The 18,160-nt window shown below is 42.7% G+C and carries 13 protein-coding genes; 9 read left to right on the forward strand and 4 right to left on the reverse strand.

Features of this window, described 5'->3' with window-relative positions; all coding sequences use genetic code 11:
• Positions 1-47 precede the first annotated feature (47 nt).
• Positions 48-491 (reverse strand): DMT family transporter, encoded by a 444-nt coding sequence (locus BUB77_RS12985; protein ID WP_073276547.1) that lies wholly within the window; start codon positions 489-491, stop codon positions 48-50.
• A gap of 17 nt (positions 492-508) precedes the next feature.
• Positions 509-931, reverse strand: a complete 423-nt coding sequence (locus BUB77_RS12990; RefSeq protein ID WP_073276549.1) for a DMT family transporter — start codon at positions 929-931, stop codon at positions 509-511.
• Between the two features lie 143 nt (positions 932-1,074).
• Between BUB77_RS12990 and BUB77_RS30445 the strand changes: the two genes are divergently transcribed.
• Positions 1,075-1,869, forward strand: a complete 795-nt coding sequence (locus BUB77_RS30445) for a cyclic nucleotide-binding domain-containing protein (protein WP_073276551.1) — start codon at positions 1,075-1,077, stop codon at positions 1,867-1,869.
• On the opposite strand, the gene BUB77_RS13000 is transcribed toward BUB77_RS30445, so the two are convergent.
• Together BUB77_RS13000 and BUB77_RS13005 are read right to left on the reverse strand one after the other, a co-directional pair.
• Positions 1,858-2,574, reverse strand: a complete 717-nt coding sequence (locus BUB77_RS13000; RefSeq protein ID WP_073276553.1) for an NAD-dependent protein deacylase — start codon at positions 2,572-2,574, stop codon at positions 1,858-1,860. The genes BUB77_RS30445 and BUB77_RS13000 overlap by 12 nt on opposite strands.
• Before the next feature lie 19 nt (positions 2,575-2,593).
• Positions 2,594-3,796: an MFS transporter gene (locus BUB77_RS13005; protein WP_073276555.1), complete on the reverse strand. Its 1,203-nt coding sequence runs from the start codon at positions 3,794-3,796 to the stop codon at positions 2,594-2,596.
• A gap of 347 nt (positions 3,797-4,143) precedes the next feature.
• On the opposite strand from BUB77_RS13005, the gene BUB77_RS13010 reads away from it, so the two are divergent.
• The 8 genes from BUB77_RS13010 to BUB77_RS13050 all read left to right on the forward strand — a co-directional run bounded on the left by BUB77_RS13010 (position 4,144) and on the right by BUB77_RS13050 (position 18,157).
• On the forward strand, positions 4,144-4,812 hold the full coding sequence (locus tag BUB77_RS13010; RefSeq protein WP_073276697.1) for an ABC transporter ATP-binding protein: 669 nt from the start codon (positions 4,144-4,146) through the stop codon (positions 4,810-4,812).
• Complete coding sequence (locus BUB77_RS13015; protein ID WP_073276557.1) at positions 4,809-8,015, forward strand: ABC transporter permease; 3,207 nt, start codon at positions 4,809-4,811, stop codon at positions 8,013-8,015. The genes BUB77_RS13010 and BUB77_RS13015 overlap by 4 nt, the downstream gene beginning before the upstream one ends.
• Positions 8,016-8,101: 86 nt before the next feature.
• On the forward strand, positions 8,102-8,542 hold the full coding sequence (locus tag BUB77_RS13020) for a VOC family protein (RefSeq protein ID WP_073276559.1): 441 nt from the start codon (positions 8,102-8,104) through the stop codon (positions 8,540-8,542).
• A gap of 116 nt (positions 8,543-8,658) precedes the next feature.
• A complete protein-coding gene (hcp, locus tag BUB77_RS13025) occupies positions 8,659-10,314 on the forward strand; it encodes a hydroxylamine reductase (RefSeq protein WP_073276561.1) in 1,656 nt (551 codons plus the stop codon).
• Positions 10,315-10,963: 649 nt separating this feature from the next.
• Entirely contained in the window at positions 10,964-14,362 is a 3,399-nt protein-coding gene (locus BUB77_RS13030; protein WP_073276563.1) for a X2-like carbohydrate binding domain-containing protein, read from the forward strand.
• Between the two features lie 464 nt (positions 14,363-14,826).
• Complete coding sequence (locus tag BUB77_RS13040; protein ID WP_073276567.1) at positions 14,827-15,786, forward strand: uroporphyrinogen decarboxylase family protein; 960 nt, start codon at positions 14,827-14,829, stop codon at positions 15,784-15,786.
• Between the two features lie 33 nt (positions 15,787-15,819).
• Positions 15,820-17,238 carry an ABC transporter substrate-binding protein gene (locus BUB77_RS13045; protein WP_073276569.1) on the forward strand — a complete coding sequence of 473 codons (1,419 nt, stop codon included), beginning with the start codon at positions 15,820-15,822 and terminating at the stop codon, positions 17,236-17,238.
• Positions 17,239-17,287: 49 nt separating this feature from the next.
• Entirely contained in the window at positions 17,288-18,157 is an 870-nt protein-coding gene (locus BUB77_RS13050) for a carbohydrate ABC transporter permease (RefSeq protein WP_073276571.1), read from the forward strand.
• Positions 18,158-18,160 lie beyond the last annotated feature (3 nt).

Below are 18,160 nucleotides of genomic sequence, written 5' to 3' on the forward strand. Positions count from 1 at the left end.
TTAGCCGTCCTGCAGCAGGTTATTTTTTAATAAAGCAATTGGTTGTTTCATTTTGAAGATTTTTTATCCAGCAGGAGATTATAAGTAAAACCGGCAACCACAAAGAGGCTTCCGATAAGCTTTAGAGGGGAGAAGTCCTTTGACACAAGCCAGTCTATAAGAATACCAACAGCCAGCTGGCCTAAGAATACCAGCAGGGTAAGGTAAAAGGCAGGAACACGGGGGGTAGTATAGTTGGAAATCATTATGATAGCAACACCCAGAATACCCCCTAAATATGCCCAAAAGGGAAGCTGGGATGGATGACTGGTAAAAGAAAGCCCCCTGTTCATAATCAATAAAAAGAGGAAGGAGAAGAAAATTCCAACTACGTAGTTGATTACAGTTGCCTGAACGGTGCCTATTTTCTCGGCAAGCTTTGCATTAAGGATTCTCCCGAGTACGACGGTGACACCTGCTAAAATAGATAAAATCAAATAAATTACCAGCATAAATTCTCCTTTCGATATTATTGAAATGCCATAATACAGATACCAATGCCTATTATCCCAAGACCGATAAGCTTCTTGGGATTAATTTTTACCACCTTCATACCCAAAAAGCCAAAATGGTCCGTAAGAAGAGAAAATATGGTCTGCCCAAGGAGCCCAAGTGCCAGAGGCAGGGATACACCAAGCTTGATATAACTTATATTAGTCAGCATTACGGTTCCAATCCCCACAAAGCCTGCACTGTAAAGATATAGCGGGAGCCCTTTGGGAAGCTTCATTTTGGAATGGGTTAAAACCATGATCAGCAGGATTGCAATTAATCCCACCAGATGAATAAGCACGGTAGATACAAGGTTTCCATATCCGTCTGACAGGCTGCCGTTAAAGTATATCATTATGGAGGTCAATGCCCCCACTATCAATGAAATAATATAATTCATACATCCTCCTTTTAAATTGCTAAGAACTTCTGTATCAAATATAACATAAAAAACTTGTGTTATACTATGACATATGTCACAATTAAGAAAATGGGATGAAGAAAAAATAATGAGATTATGGTATGCAATGGGAGCAAGAAAAAATGATAAAATTAAACGACCAGGAAAAGCTAATGGAATATGTCAGAAGATATAAAATGAATAACATATTTACAGAAGATATGACACCCTATATGGAGCTTCTCTCTTATAGAAAAAATGAATTTATGGTAAAAGAGGGAGAGGAAATTCCCTATCTGCTGTTTTTGACAGAAGGAAAGGCCAAGGTATTTACCTCATTAAGCAATGGAAAATCTCTTTTGCTATGCTTTTATCAGGGTTTTAAGGTGCTGGGGGATATGGAGGCGGTGGACAATGTCAAGGCAGTGACCAATGTACAGGCAATAGCAGATACCTACTGTGTTGGAATAGCTTACCGGAATGTGCGGAGATTTTTGCTGGAGGATGCAAAATTTCTGCGGTATGTCTGCTCTTCCCTGGGAGGAAAGCTGAACCGCTGCTCAAAGAACAGCTCCATTAATCTGTTATATCCCCTGGAAAACCGGCTGGCAAGCTATATTTATACCACCGGTGAGAGAATTACTGCGAAATTACCGGAAGAAGAAAGTGTGAAAGAAAAGCACATTCACACTCCATTATCTATGGCAGTACCGCAGACCAGTCTGCAGCCTGCAGTGGGAGAATGTGTTAAGAAAACAGTTATCCACTTTGATGAGAATCTGACGGAAATTGCAGAGCTCCTTGGAACAAGCTACAGGCATCTGCTAAGGACTCTCTCGGAGTTCTGTGAAAGAGGGATATTAGAAAAAGAAGGCAGCTCCTATATCGTCACTGAGGAAGAGACCTTAATGGAGCTGTCCGTGGATTTATATAAGTGATTCCATTACTTCGCCAAGAGAAGCTGTAATTAAAAGATCAGCTTCTGAGTCCAGGGGAGTTACGGATTTATTAATCAATACCAGCTTATTGCCGGAGTAATAATTGATAAAGCCGGCAGCCGGATATACACTTAGGGAAGTACCGCCTATTATCAGCATATCGGCAGCAGCAATTGCATTAACTGCCTGTTCAATAATATCTTCCTTTAAGGCTTCTTCGTAAAGGACGACGTCAGGCTTTATAATACCTCCGCAGGAACAGCGGGGGATGGGAGCTTTGTCAATTACCTCCTGTAAGCTGTAGAAATGGCCGCATTTTGTACAGTAATTCCGGTGGACACTGCCGTGAAGCTCAATGACATTTCTGCTTCCGGCAAGCTGGTGGAGGCCGTCAATATTCTGGGTTATAACTGCGTTTAGTTTACCCTGCTCCTCCAAAAGGGCCAGCTTTTGATGGGTAATATTGGGCAATGCCTTTGGATACAGCATCTTGTCATAATAGAACTGAAAGAAAGCTTCCGTGCTCTTTTGGAAGAAGCTGTGGCTTAATATATGCTCCGGAGGATAAGCATATTTCAGATGATACAGGCCATCCACACTGCGAAAGTCAGGAATACCGCTTTCGGTGGATACGCCGGCACCACCAAAGAAAACAATATGTTCACATTCTTTTACAAATTCTTTTAGCTGGTTTATTTCATTCATTCATCTCACCTCTATATTGTTATTTGACCTTTTTATTCAGAATAAGCAGGATGCCGCCAAGTACTGTAAGAGGCATCGTATAATAAAAAGCACTGTGGTAACCAGACTGCTGCACAATGAAACCAAAGAGTGCAGGCCCCAGGGTAAAGCCAAGATTCTGACCGGTGGTCAGTATCCCTAAGGCAGTACCGGACTGGGAGGGATTTTCGATGATTTCTCCGTAAGCCGCATAAGTGCAGACGGGCAGAATCGGAGGAATCATTCCCAGTATTACGATAAATACCGGATATGCACCCAGCGGCAGGACGGTAATGCTGTAAAAAAGGGCAGCTGAAGCAATCAGAGCCAGACCGCCGAATACTCTCCTGGAATTCAGCTTATCCGACAGCAAGCCGGCAAACAGAGAGGAAGCAGTACCGGACAGGCAGCAGATACTAACAAGGCTGGAGGCCTTTGACAGCTCCATGCCGCGGATTTCATTCAGGTATGTAGGAAGAAACATCTGGATAACCGCATAAGTAATGGTATATAAAAATAAAGATGCGGTTAATCCCCAAAGACTTTTATTACGGATATTCTTTGCCAGGTCCTTTGTCATAGCCTTGTCCTGCCGGCTGACTGGTTTTTCGGAAGCAAAGCTCGTTCCTTTCGCCATAAGTAATATCCAAAGGAAAATAGTAAGTAAAATATAGCCAATACATGCCCACCAAACATATTTCCAGCCGCCGCTTTTGGCTATCAGGGGAGCAAGGTTGTAGGTTAGGACTTGCCCGATACCTACATAGGATGAAAAGAGGCCCATAAACATCCCCTTTTTCCCGGCGGGTGCCACCTGGTTGACAATGGCAGGTCCGGCTACAGCAATCAGAGCCAATCCGGTTCCCTCCAGAATACGGCTTATTAACAGCCATAGGAAGGAAGGGGAAAAGACACCAAGCAGGGAGCCTGAAAGCAGGGCAAGAAGTGCTGCTAAAATACAGCGGTACGGACCAAAGCGCTGTATTAATAAACCGCTTGGCAGTGCCAGAAAAATACCGGTAATGGAGAAAACGGAAATCAGCAGACCAAGCTTAGCCGCCCCAAGGTGAAAGCCGCTCATAAGGTAAGGTGCTATAGGTGAAACCTTATTAAGGCACAGAGGAGCTGATACTGCTGTTATTACAAGGACAAACAGGATAACAGCGGCAGAAGGGGAAGTTTTTTTCATGTTTGTTTGCGTCATAAAATTTTTCCTTTGGATAGTATAGTATTCATAAAAAAACATTGGTTATAGCCGTTTTTGGATATCGCTGATGTCTTTACATGATGTAAAATCCTCAGGCTCATTATATCATGCCGGTATAAATTCTTCCAGCAAATATACAATGCAAAACCGAAAGAATAAAAGAAAATTTCTTATATAGAATTTTAAATTTTATTACAAAAATCTTAATAGAAAATTATGACAAATGTAACTTGTTTATAGAATCGTATTCGGATAAGATTGTTTAAGGAAGAATTTATCATTTTATAGTGATAAAGGAAGGAAGTTTCATTATTATCTATGTTGCCAGGAAGGAGTGTTTTACAATGGAAATTGTATTACAGACAGTGCAGGCAGAAAAGGTCTACGGGAAAGGGGAGCTTGAGACCAGAGCTTTAAAGCCTGCGGATATCGAGATTGAAAAGGGAGTATTCCATGCAATTATAGGAAAAAGCGGATCTGGAAAATCAACACTTTTACATATCCTTGGAGGACTGGATAAGCCCAGCGGTGGGAAGGTTTATCTGGAGGGGCAGAGTATGTTTGACTTAAAAGAGAAGGAGTTAGCCCTCCTTCGCCGCAGGAGAATCGGCTTTGTATTTCAGTCCTTTAACCTGCTTTCCGAGCATACCGTGCTTGAAAATATTCTGATGCCGGTGCATCTGGACAAGAAGAAGGAGGACAGAGCCTATCTGGAGAAGGTGCTTCGAACTCTGGATATTACAAACAAGCTGCCCTATTACCCGGACGAGCTCTCAGGGGGAGAACGGCAGAGAGTTGCAATCGCCAGAGCACTGGCAACGAAGCCGGCTATTCTTTTAGCGGATGAGCCTACCGGAAATCTGGACGAGAATACGGGGAAGGAAGTTATCAGTCTATTAAAGCAGTCTGCAAAGGAATTCGGACAGACCGTTGTACTGGTAACGCATGACATGGAAATTGCGGCGAATGCGGAACGGGTAATTACCATAAGCAATGGAGAGGTATTGAAATGAATTTAAGAAAGATTGCAAGGAATGGAATGAAAGGAAGAAAAAAGGATTCCCTCCTGCTTAAGCTGGTCATATCCCTTTCCTTTGCTTTTATTTCAGCCGCATTGATATTTCAGGCAAGCATGGAAAAGACAAAAACCACACAGAGGGAGGAGCTGTATGGCAGCTGGCTGGGCGCTTATCTGGGCGGAAATGAGGATACCTATAATAAGCTGACCAAGGAAAAAGAGGTAAAGGAACTTACCTGTTCCAGGAACCTGGGAACCTCGGAGAAGCTTGGTATTGTTGGTACCTTTCCCAAAGAATTCAAAAAGATGGGAAACTTCACCTTGTATCAGGGAAGGTTTCCGGAAAAGGATAATGAAATAGTAGTAGAATTGAACCAATTAAGCAATGCGGGCATGGAGCTTTCAGTCGGTCAGAAAATCAGACTGGATATGAAAACAATAACTGTTGATGATAATCAAAGCCAAAAAATATCAAAAATGGAGCAGGATGCTTATAACAAGGGAGATTATCTTGAAAGATATGGCTATCATGATAACCCGAGTACGGATATCGGTGATATCAATGTGGTGGTTTCTACGGATTATGTCTATCTATTTAAAAAAGGAGAGCCCTCAGATTCCAAGACAATAAAAAAGAAGGGCATTCTTACCCATCAGGAAATAACACTTCAGAAGGAATTTACCATCTGCGGAATTTTAAATACCTATTCGGATAAATGGGATTTAGGCGGGCATACGGTGCCCAATGCCTTTGTCACGGAAGAATCGGGAAAGGCACTGTCAGAAGCTTTTTACAATAATAGTTTTATTAACGTGGATAACAAGAAGCAGCCCATGGACATTTTCTTTCAGCTAAGGTCCCTGGATAGAAGTACCTTTCATAAACTGGCAGTAAAATATCCGGATAAAGCAGCGAAAGCCGAAAATCTTAATGATTTCATCGGAAGGATATGGGGCGGTATTAATAAGAGCATATCAAAGGCTGAAGATGAGAAGATTTCAAAATATTATGCAAGTAAACCGGAAGAACCCTCAGCAGAAGATACCGGCTTGATAAAGGAAAATGTCTCAAAAGGGGGAGATTCCACCTCCAATTTCAGGAGAAACAGCTTTACCTATCCGGATACCGGAAATTCCATGGAACATATTATAACGGTCTCCATACTTGGGATTATCTTTATTACTACAATCTGTGCGGTATTTCAGATATTTTTGACCCAGATAAAAAGAAGAAGCAGAAAGCTTGTATTATTAAAGTCCATTGGAGCTACCAAAGGACAGCTGTCGGGTATCCTGTTCTGGGAAGCTCTTTACCTGTGGCGGACAGGTATGGTATTTGGCATTCTTGGAGGAACGGGTGTATCGGCGCTTATCCTGTTTATTATGAAGCATATGGGAAAAGAGAGCATTGTAATTGCAATTCCCTTAAAGCTCCTCCTAATAGGGATATTGATTGGAAGCATATCGCTTTTTGCCGGTGTATTGCTGCCGGCAGTGAGGGCAGTAAATATCCCTCTGACAGGAAACATGGAAGAAAAGCAAAAGCATAATAAATCTGCTTATTTGAAAAACAAAAAACAAAAGGGCAAGTATGTGAAGCAGGATTTCCTTCATATCACCCTGCGTTACTTAAAGAATAACAGGGAAAAGAATTTGCTGTCATTTGCTATTTCCCTCTTTGTTATCAGTATTTTAACAGCCTCCCTTTACCTCTCCTACAATGCTTTTCAAAGGTACAGGGATTCCGTTTTGGATACCGGGAAGCCGGATTATACATTAAAGGCTGTGTATGGGGAAAATCAGAATAAGCTGCCGAAGATTGAGGCAGAGTTAAAAGAAATCAAAGGTGTAAAAGCAGTAACGAGCTATAAATACGGAAAGAATCTGTTGTTCTGGTATGACGGAATAGACAGGGACGTCCTTCTGAATACCTTCAAAGCCCTGCTGCCGGATAGATTAAAAGCAGAGCATTTTTCCCAATATGTGCCCGACGTAAAAGACCAGCCGGAATACATAAAAAATGCCTGTTATTCATATTACTATGGCATTGACCCCGATGCTAAGGCATCCAAAGCCATATTTTCGTCAGTGGAAGAGGGCAGTGTGGACATGGAGAAATTCAAAAAGGGAGAAGAGGTCATTCTTTTGGTTCCCTTGTACGAAAAGGCGGCTAAAAAAGCTGCAGCGGACAACATTCAGACAGAATATAAGAAAGTAAAGGCTGCCGCTGGCGTCGACAAACGCTTTCACTGGTTACTGGATGAAAACAAAGCTTACTACACCTCAGTGGACCCCAGGTATAAAAAGCTTTATGACAGCGGCAGCACTCTGAAACCGGGCGATACTCTGTACCTGTCAGCGGATAAGGAGCAGCTTTCAGACAGCGGCAAAATCATAGGCTATAACAAGACCCAGGTTAAGGTGGGCGGTATTATTCACTATTTTTCAGAAGATGGAGTATGGCCCTTCTCCAATCTGGTACCCTGCTACACCGTAATTGGCTCCATGGACGGAATGGAAAGCCTGTATACAAATTCAAAGATGGGCTTATTCCGTGTCAATATTGAACAAATGACGGAAATGGTGAAGGTTCTCTATCCCTCCAGCTATGGCAGGACCCTGTGGAATATTAAAGCAGAGGACAAAGAGAATCAGGAAGTACTGGATGCGGCGCTCCTGACCTTTGCCAATAAATACGGCTTTACTCTTTATAACTATAAGGAAAGCAGCGAGAGAGTCCTGGAGGAAGCCTTAAATAATGTTCTGGTTATCGGCCTGCTGGGGATAATATCCTCCGTCATTGCGCTGATAGCATTTTACAACACTTCTGTTTCCGGGATGGAGCAGGAAAGGAACCGTATCGGAATTCTTCAGTCCATGGGAGTGACAAAGGGGCAGTTCACCTGTCAATTTCTGATACAGGGAGTTATACAGGGGACCTTGGCAGTTATTCTGGCAAATGCAGTGCTCTTTCTTATACTCTTAATAACCGCTTCCTTGACAACGGATATTCGGATAGGAAGCTTTGCCGGGCTGTTCAATGTGATGATGGCCGAAAAGCTTTGGCAGTATCCATGGTTGGTCCACATAGCGGTAAGTGTCATCTTTATAGCAATTATAACTGTATTACAGACAATACCGGCAATACGGATTGCAAAGCAGTACCCGGTGGTAAATATCAGAAGCCTGGGAAGGTAGTATTTTTAAATAGCATTCGATTTGATGAAGGAATATAAAATGATTTGGAACAGGTGATAATATTGGGAACGATGGAGGAGATTACAATGATACAAGCAATAGTACATATTGCGCTGGTAGTAGGAGATTATGATGAAGCCATTGAATTTTATACAAAAAAACTAAAATTTACCCTGATTGAAGATACCTATCAGCCGGAGCAGGACAAGAGATGGGTCGTTGTTTCTCCTCCGGGTTCAACAGGATGTACCCTGTTGCTCGCCAAAGCATCAAAACCGGAGCAGGTTCCCTTTATCGGTAATCAGGCAGGGGGAAGAATCTATTTATTTCTTGGGACGGACGACTTTTGGAGAGATTATCAGGAGATGCTGTCCAAGGAAATTGAATTTGTAAGGGAACCCAGGGAACAGTCCTATGGCACAGTGGCAGTATTTAAGGATTTATACGGGAATCTGTGGGATTTGGTTCAATTTAAGGAAGGGCATCCTATGTATCATAGAGTTGTATCTGACATTGAGAGGAAATAAAAAAATTTAGCGGCTTCATTATCCTTCCTGTTATGAAGAATCCGGGGACAAGACATATTTTATCCAAAGTCAGGAAATACTAAAGGGAAAATAGTATTTTTAACAAGGAGCAAGATATGGAGAATTTAATGTTTTGTTATCAGTGTGAACAGACCTTCGGAGGAAAGGGATGCACCAAGAGCGGTGTTTGCGGAAAGATACCGGAAATAGCAAATCTTCAGGATCTGTTAATCTATCAGCTAAAAGGTATTTCCTGTTATGCAAAACCTTTAATTGAAGCGGGAAAAAATATTGATAAGGATATTGTGAAATTTGTAGAGAACTGCCTGTTTACTACTTTGACCAATGTGAATTTTGATGCGGAAGCCCATGTAAGGCTGTTAAAGGAATCCCAGAGGATAAAGGAAGCCGTAAGAGAACAGGCACCGGAAGGGGAATATGCACAAGCAGCTGCCTATACCTTAAGTGAAACTAAGGAAGACATGCTGAAGGATTCCATAATGGCCGGAATAATGTATGACCAGAACCTGGATGAGGATATACGGTCCCTGCGCTCTACGGTTCTGTATGGACTAAAAGGAATCAGTGCCTACGGACATCAGGCAAGATTTATCGGATACCAGAATGATGAGGTGGACCATATGTATTTCCTGGGTCTGGAGGCGACCACAAATGACAAACTGACCCTGGAAGATATGATACGTATGACAATGCGGATAGGAGAAACGAGCGTACAGGTCATGAAGCTGTTGGATGAAGCCAATACTACAAGATTTCAGAATCCTTCACCCCATAAGGTCAATGTAAATAGAAAAAAAGGCCCCTTTATCATTGTATCCGGTCATGACCTCCATGACTTGGAAATGCTGCTGGAGCAGACAAAGGGGAAAGGCATCAATATTTATACTCATGGAGAAATGCTGCCCTCCCACGGGTATCCGGAGCTGAAAAAGTATAAGCACCTGGTTGGCAATTTCGGGTCCGCCTGGCAGAACCAGCAGAAGGAATTTGACGGAATACCGGGCTGCATCCTGATGACTACCAATTGTCTGATGAAGCCAAGGGACACCTATAAGGACAGAATATTTACCACCAGTGTAGTTGGCTGGGACGGTGTGACCCATATTGGTGCAAAAGAGGATGGAAGCAAGGACTTTCATGAGGTTATTGAGAAAGCCCTGGAACTTGGAGGCTTTCAGGATGAGGAGGATAAGCAGGAAATTCTGGTGGGCTTTGGTCATCATGAAACACTGTCCCATGCAGAGGATATTGTGAAGGCTGTGAAGGATGGTGCTATCAGGCATTTCTTCCTGATCGGAGGCTGTGACGGGGCAAGGCCCGGAAGAAGCTATTACACGGATTTTGCACAGCTGGTGCCAAAGGATTGCGTTATTCTTACCCTTGCCTGCGGCAAGTACCGTTTTAACAAGCTGGATTTTGGAACCGTTGCAGGTCTGCCCAGGCTGCTAGACGTGGGACAATGTAACGACGCCTATTCTGCAATCCGAATTGCTACGGCTTTGGCAGATGTTTTTGAAACGGATGTGAATTCCCTGCCCCTTACCATTGTTCTGTCATGGTATGAGCAAAAGGCAGTAGCAGATTTGCTGGCCCTCTTATCTCTGGGGATTAAGGGGATGTATTTAGGACCCAGCCTGCCGGCCTTTTTATCGCCGGATGTCTTTCAATATCTGGTTGATACGTTTAATATCAAGCCGATCAGCACACCGGAAGATGACTTGAAAGCAGCGTTAAAGCAGGCTGTTTTGTAAGAAAGTCCGTATGAATATAGAAATAAAAAATAGTAGTTTCTTATCGACAGGTAAGAAACTACTATTTTTCAATGGTACGACCGGAGGGCGTAGGTTCTTAATTCTCATGAAAGCCGTTGGATTTATGAAAGCTGGTGATACTCACAAAGTCCGGTTGAGTAGTTGAAAGTTAAATGCATAAGGTTAAATACATAATGCAAGAATATCGCAAGAATCTAATGCAAATATATGTAATTATTTACAAAAACATATTTACATTTGGAAAGAAAAGTATTAATATAGACTATATTAACAGTTTTTAGCAGCATATATTCAGCAAAAATCATAAAACAGCATATAGTTAAAAAGTTTAACATGTCAACTGTTTTGCACTATTATCATTCTATAGCTAATCCTTTAATTGCTTATCTACTTTATAGAATATCTTTCATCTGAAATATTCAAACACCCTTAACCTCGACATCATATTGAAAATACAAAAAGAGATGGATTAATCAGCTGCAATTAATTCATTCAATGAACAAAGTATCCGCATAATGGCTCTGCCACTTTATATAAATGGATAACAGGAAAGGAGGTTCATTAAGAAAGGAATGGATAAGGTGGTATGCCATTATATAGATAAAACAATTTATCAGGAGGTAAAGTAATGATTAAGGGAAGAAACAAAACTATTTTTAGTGTATTTATGGCGGCAGTCCTGTTATTTACATCAGCAGCCGGCCCGATGCCTCAGGCATCCGCTTCCGCCGGGGTTACAACGGAGCCTTACACATGGCAGAATGCCCAGATTGGAGGGGGAGGCTATGTTGTAGACATTGTTTTCAACCAGGGAGAGAAGGATTTAATCTATGCACGTACTGACATGGGCGGCGCTTACCGCTTCAATTCTACCACCGACAGATGGATACCTTTAACGGATACCATAGGCTTTGATGACTGGAACAACCTTGGGTGTGACAGTATAGCCGCTGACCCTGTGGATACCAACCGGGTATATATAGCTGCAGGAACCTATACCAATAACTGGACGGCGTCCAATGGCTGTATTTTACGCTCAGAGGATAAAGGTGATACCTGGAAAGTGACCAAGCTGCCCTTTAAAGTCGGCGCAAATATGATGGGACGTTCCATGGGTGAACGGCTGGCAGTAGATCCCCACAGCAACAATGTGCTGTATATGGGGACACGCAGTGGAAACGGCCTTTGGAAAAGTACGGACTATGGTGTGACCTGGAGCCGTGTAACTTCCTTTACAGAAGTGGGAGATTACGCTCCGACAAATGATGATTCCACACTCTATGACAATACCCTGACCGGTGTGGTGTGGGTTACCTTTGATCCATCCTCCAGCCAGGCAGGGACTCCCTGCCAGACTATCTATGCGGGTGTGGCAAATAAGGCGAAATCCGGCGGAACTGCTGAAAACACTATCTTTTATACAACGAACGGCGGTGCAACCTGGAGTCCTTTGAAAGGCCAGCCCACAGCCGGATATTTTCCGCACCACGGTGTATTATCCTCTGATGGCATATTATACATAACCTATAGTAACGGTGTTGGCCCCTATGACGGCTCCAAGGGAGATGTATGGAAATACAATACCAAAACCGCAGCCTGGACACAGATCAGTCCGGTTCCCTCCAGCAGTGAAGACAATTACTATGGGTACGGAGGCATATCGGTAGATGCAAAGAATCCGGGCACACTGATTGTTACCACTCTAAACAGCTGGTGGCCGGATGCTAATATCTTCCGCTCCACAGACGGAGGTACGACCTGGTCAAGATTCTGGAAATGGAACGGATATCCTGACCGTATTCTGAACTATACCCAGGATATCTCCGCTTCTCCCTGGCTGACCTTTGGAAAACAGCCCCAGCCCCCTGAGCCGTCACCGAAGCTGGGGTGGATGATGGGAAATATTTCGATTGATCCTTTTAATTCCGACCGCATGTTCTACAGTACCGGTGCTACTGTTTATATGGCAGATAATCTGACTGCCTTAGACCGCGGCGGAAAAGTAAATCTTACGGTAAAATCCTTAGGAATAGAACAGACAGCCGTTCTTTCCCTCATAAGTCCGCCTTCAGGAACCGCACATTTAGTCAGCGGACTTGGAGACGTAACCGGGTTTGTACATAATGACCTGAAGGCAGTACCGAAAATGATGATGATTACACCCAATTTTTCAAGTACCACCAGTATGGATTATGCGGAGCTTAACCCCACCAAATATGTAAGGGTCGGTAATACGGATGCCGGTACGGCTTCCAGAATCGGAATTTCCTATGACACCGGTAATAACTGGTCGGCCGGGACAAACTGCTGGTCTGCTGCAAGTAATGATTCTACGGGCGGCGGCAAGGTTGCCATGTCAGCTGACGGAAACACCATCCTATGGGCTCCTCCCGGAAAAACACCCAGTTATTCCACCACTTCAGGAAGCAGCTGGACGGCATGCACCGGGCTTCCTGCTGATGCAGCCATTGCTTCGGACCGTGTAAATCCAAAGAAATTTTATGGCTTTTCCGGCAGCACCTTTTATGTAAGTACGAACAGCGGTGCCACCTTTACTGCTGCAGCGACCGGATTACCTGACCCTTCAAGCAGTCCCTCTCCTGAAACCACGCCTGTCAGTTTTAAGGCTATGCCGGGAATTGAAGGCGATATCTGGCTGACTGGCGGAAGTGAAGGTTATGATTACGGATTGTGGCATTCCACAAACTCAGGAGCTGCCTTTACAAGAGTATCCAGTGTGGAAGAAGCCGACGCGGTAGGCTTTGGTATGGCAGCGCCCGGACAATCCTATATGGCACTTTATATTTCCGCACAGGTGAATGGAGTAAGAGGAATATTCCGCTCCGATGATGCCGGTGCTTCATGGGTCAGAATTAATGACGATGCGCATCAGTACGGCAGGACAAATATGTGCATTACCGGTGATCCAAGAATTTACGGACGAGTTTATCTTGGCACCAACGGACGGGGAATTTTATACGGTGACTCCTTGAATACCGAGAATTCTTCCGTTATTTCCCCTACCACAGCAGTCTTTGATAAAAACACGGCAAATCAGGTGGATATTACTGTTACCATGACTCTTAACGGGAATACCCTTTCCAATATTAAAAATGGCTCTGTGGTACTGACCAACGGAAAGGATTACACGGTATCCGGCAATACGGTTACCATCAAGAAGACTTATCTTGCGGCATTAGCTGTCGGAACCGCTGCTTTGACTTTTGATTTCAGCGCAGGGACAGACCGTGTACTTAGTATAACGGTGTCAGATACAACAGGAGTTAATAACTCCTCCATATCACCAACTGCTGCTGCTTTTGACAAAAATACAGCTAATCAGGCTGATATCCCCGTTACCATGACCCTAAATGGAAATACCCTTACCAAAATAACAAATGGTTCAGTTGTTCTAGCAGCCGGGACGGACTATGCAGTATCCGGCAATGCGGTGACCATTAAAAAGGTGTACCTTGCAAACCAGCCGGTAGGGACCACGAACCTGACCTTTGACTTTAGTGCAGGGATTGACCCGGTATTGGCCGTTACCATAACAAATTCCTCAGTCAGTCAGGGGAATCTGGAAGTTCAGATGTATAATTCGGGAAGGACGGAGGCTTTGAACAGCCTCTCTCCTCAATTTAAAATTGTCAACACCGGTACGGCCTCTATTGCTCTTTCCAACGTAAAAATAAGATATTATTTTACAAAGGAAGGATCTGCTTCCCAAACCTTTTGGTGTGATTGGTCCAATGCCGGCACCGCAAATGTAGTTGGTACTTTTGCGGATATGGCAGCACCAAAAGCAACGGCTGACTGCTATCTTGAAATCAGCTTCCAAAGTGCAGCCGGAAACCTTGCAGCCGGGGATTGCGTTTACATCCAATCGAGAATTACAAAATCCGATTGGAGCAGCTATACCCAGGCCAATGACTATTCCTATAATTCCACTTCAACAGCTTATACCTCCTGGACAAAGGTACCGGCCTATGTTTCAGGAAGCCTGGTGTGGGGAATTGAACCTTAAATAAGCAGTTTAATAAAATACTATCCGGCAGTGCAATAAAAAGGCGGAAACAAATAACTGGGGCTGCTTTTTCAACTCCGGATTAACGGAAAGGATGCCGCAAAATAAATTTTTCATACAAGAGGTTGTTACTGATAAATAACCAGGTGCCACGTCTTGTTGAATTATTGCATTTTGCGGAACCCTGTTAAGAGAAAAGTAAAATACATAAAATAGTCCCTTCATATAAGAACCCTGTATAAAAGAGTTGATTTCTCTATTATACAGGGTTCTTATATTTGCTTAAAAATTCATGATTATACATTTTGCACTCCAAGTCATTAAGTTAAAACATGGGGGAGCAGATTCCCATCTGTGGCTGCAGCAAAAAGAACAACAAATATTGCAACAAAAATATTGACAAATAATATTACTACTGATAATATCAGTAGTATGAACACTAAAATGATAAGGAGACCGAATGAATGACTAAAAAAGAACGTGTAATGGCTGCAATTCAAGGAAAGGAGGTTGATCATGTACCTGTAGGTTTTTCTCTGCATTTTCCCTGTGGGGAAGAGAAGGGTGAAAGAGGGGTACTGTCACATCTGAAATTTTTTCAGGAGACAGATACCGACATAATCAAAATTATGAATGAAAATCTAGTTCCTGATGTGGGAGAAATACAAGTGCCCTCTGACTGGAGTAAGATTCCCTCTTATTCCCTAAAGGATAGTTTTATTCAAAAACAGCTGGATATGGTTAAAGCAATTTTGGAGCAGGCGGATAAAACAGCTTTTTGTATAGGTACGATTCATGGGATATGCGCATCTGCCATTCATCCCATTGAATCCAGATACGGATATGAAAAGGTAAGGGACTTATTCTGTACCCATATCAGGGAAAACAAAACACCGGTAGTGGAAGCCTTTAAAAGAATAACAGATATAATGTGCCAGTTGGCTGTAAAGTATAAGGAGTTAGGAGTTGACGGTATTTATTATGCGGCATTAGGAGGGGAAAAACATTATTTTACAGAGGAAGAATTTGCAGAAGTGATGGAACCATTTGACAAGCAAATTTTAAACACAGCGAAAGAAGCTGGCTTAATAAATTTCTTACATATGTGTAAAAATAATTTGAATATGGAACGCTATGCATCTTATAACGAGCTGGCAGATGTAGTGAATTGGGGTGTTTATGAAACAGATTTTAGCTTGGAAGAAGGCAGAAAGCTGTTTCAGGGTACAACGGTAATGGGAGGCTTGAAAAACCGAAGCGGCGTTATGGTGGAGGGTACAATAGAAGAATTAAAAGCAGAGGCAAAGCAGGTAATTAAGGGATACGGGAAAAAATCATTTATATTAGGGGCAGATTGTACACTGCCTACGGAAATTCCATATGAAAGAATCAGAGCAATAGTAGAGGCAGCAAGAGAACTGTAAATAAAAAAGTAAAATGTATGGGAGGGTTTAAAAATGAAGAAAAGAATTATAGCGGTATTATTAACACTGGCACTGGTAACTGCTGTATTTGCAGGATGCTCCAATAAGGGGGCAAAGAATAACGACGGGGTGGCATCAGGGGACCAGGGTGCAGCAACGGGGCAGGCGGATAAAACCCAGGATGAAAAGAAGGTTTATCCTGCCGGTACGATTACAATTTACGGAACGGGGCAGCCTCAGTATCTGAAGGAATATTTTGATGCCTGGCTGGATTGGAACAAAGAGATTGCACCGGATGTAAAAATTGAAATTGTACAGACAGAGGGTCATGCACAGAGCCGTGAAAAGATTACAATGACGTCGTTGGCAGGGATGGATGATGATCTGCCGGATGCAACCTACCTTGATCCCGTTAATATTATGGATTTATCCCAGGCGGGATTGTTAAAGGATGAAAGTGAATTTTTACAGCCATATCTTAGCAAAATGGTTGAGGGTGCGGCTGACGATGCAACTATTAACGGCCATATCTATGGACTTCCTGATTCTGTAAGACCTAATCTCCTTTTTTACAATGAGAAACTGTTTGAGCAATACGGTATTGATCCGGCTATGATGAGTACCTTTGACGGTTATGTGAAAGCAGGAAGGCTTTTAAAGGAGAAGAGCGGCGGAAAGGTTTATTTATCCTATATCAGTCCCAGCAGCAAAACGTGGAGATATTGGGGAAGGCGTGGTTTAATGCCCCAGGCAAACGCAAAAATCTGGGATGAATCCGGCAATATTGTTTTCGGACAGAATGAAGGTACTAAATTGGCATTGGGAACTCTGGACACCATGTACCAGGAAGGGCTGCTGCTCAAGACCGAAATAATGGAACCTGCCTTATATGATGCTATTAACAAACAGCAGGTAGCAACATTTTATATCGGAGCATTTTGGGATGAATTTATGCGAAAGAACTGCAGTGCAGTAGCAGGACAATGGAAAGTTATGTCTTCTCCGGTATTTGAATCGGTTGGAAAAGCAGGCGCACCGGTTTCTTCCTATTTTTGTATTGTAAATAAAGGCAAAAATGTTTATGCCGGACTGCTGGAACAGATGTGGCATGATTTCCAATTTGATACGGAGTCCAGAAATACCTGGGTAAATTCTATGGAGGAACAGAATGCCCCTTATTCAAATCCGATATCTCTTGAGATGCTGCAGAATGATTTTTGGAAAGAACCGTCTGAGTTTTACGGTGGACAGTCCTTCCGTGAAATGGAAGGAAAGGGCCTGGAAAACGGAGCAGCTAATTTGGCTGTAACGCCCCAGGACGCAGAAGCGGATGAAATTATCTCAGTGGAACTTGAACTTTATGTAGCCGGTAACCAGACCATGGAACAAGCAATAGCCAACATAGACAAAAATTTAAAGGCTAAAATCGGACATGCTGAGGTTATTAAATAATAATTGAGGGGAGAGAAATTCTCTCCCCTTATTTTAAAGGAGAACATGGATGCTGCAGACTATCAAAAAATATAAAGCCCCTTATTTGTTTATCCTGCCTTTTTTTCTTTTATTTCTTTTATTCCAGCTCATACCGACAATCTGGACCTTTTATATCAGTCTTACCAATTGGAAAGGAATAGGTTCCCCGGAGTTTTGCGGTGTTGATAATTACAAAAAAATGTTAGTTGACAATATGTTTTGGGCTGCACTGAGGAATACCGCCCTTTATTGGGTGGTTAGCCTGATACTTATTCTGGTTTTGGCAATTCTTATAGCAACCCTTTTAAATTCCGGGCTGTTAAAAGGCCGTTCGTTTTTTAAGACAGTGACTTTTCTGCCTAATATTTGTGCGGCCATTGCAATGGGGCTGATATTCAGAATGCTATTTGATGAAAATACCGGACTTATCAATGAAACGCTGCAGTTTTTTGGCATTGACAAGGTTCCATGGCTGACCAGTACAAGCTATTCAAAGATTCCGGTTATTGTTCTGAATGTATGGCGGAACACACCCTGGTTTACAATGATTGTTTTTTCAGGACTTTTAAATATCTCAAAAGACTATTATGAAGCGGCTACGGTAGACGGTGCGGGTGTGTGGAAGCAATTCTGCTATATTACTTTGCCTTCTTTGGGAAATATATTATTTTTCTGTTCTATTACACTGACGGTGGATAGCTGGAAGCTGTTTAATGAAGCTTATATACTGCCTGGCCCGGGTACATCCAATATATCCCTGTTCCAATATATGTATGAATCGGGCTTCAATATATTTAACATGGGCTTTGCATCGGCAATTGGTGTTGTTTTAATTGCCATCCTGGCAGTCATATCCGTTTCACAATTGATTATCAGAAAAAAACAGGGCGAAATATAGGAG

This window comes from Anaerocolumna jejuensis DSM 15929 (genome assembly GCF_900142215.1).
GTDB lineage: Bacteria > Bacillota > Clostridia > Lachnospirales > Lachnospiraceae > Anaerocolumna > Anaerocolumna jejuensis.